The 371-nt window shown below is 42.3% G+C and carries 1 pseudogene; it reads right to left on the reverse strand.

Annotated elements, in window-relative coordinates:
- A pseudogene (locus OCV88_RS15955) lies at positions 1-311 on the reverse strand (Rpn family recombination-promoting nuclease/putative transposase); the annotation flags it as partial.
- Positions 312-371: the final 60 nt, after the last annotated feature.

The following is a 371-nucleotide window of genomic DNA, read 5'->3' on the forward strand; positions in this document are numbered from 1 at the left end:
TCCAGCAGTTTACTGTCAATCATTCCCTGATAATATCTGCTTCGCCTCGGCAGATTTCCGGTATTTTCCTTTTGGGCCTCCGTATTATATACAACACCCTCCTCATCCTGGCTCCAGACATCCAGCTTTACAAACCGCTTCAGCGGAGTAGTCCGTATTTCCTTCTCAGACTGCGGGCAGTCCTTTAAATGAACATCTCTTCCAAGAATAATTTCCAGTAAAATCTGCAGATTTCCCGGGCTTTCCATAGCCTCTGCGAATAAAAAGCGATCAAACAGTGTCAATTGTCCCAATGGTTTACTAGGTTTCAAATAACTTCTCCTTTCATTATAAAGAGATTCCTTACAACTGTAAAGAAAATCCCTTTCCCA

Origin of the sequence: Brotonthovivens ammoniilytica, from assembly GCF_025566885.1 — a bacterium.
In the GTDB taxonomy this organism is placed as follows: Bacteria; Bacillota; Clostridia; order Lachnospirales; family Lachnospiraceae; genus Brotonthovivens; species Brotonthovivens ammoniilytica.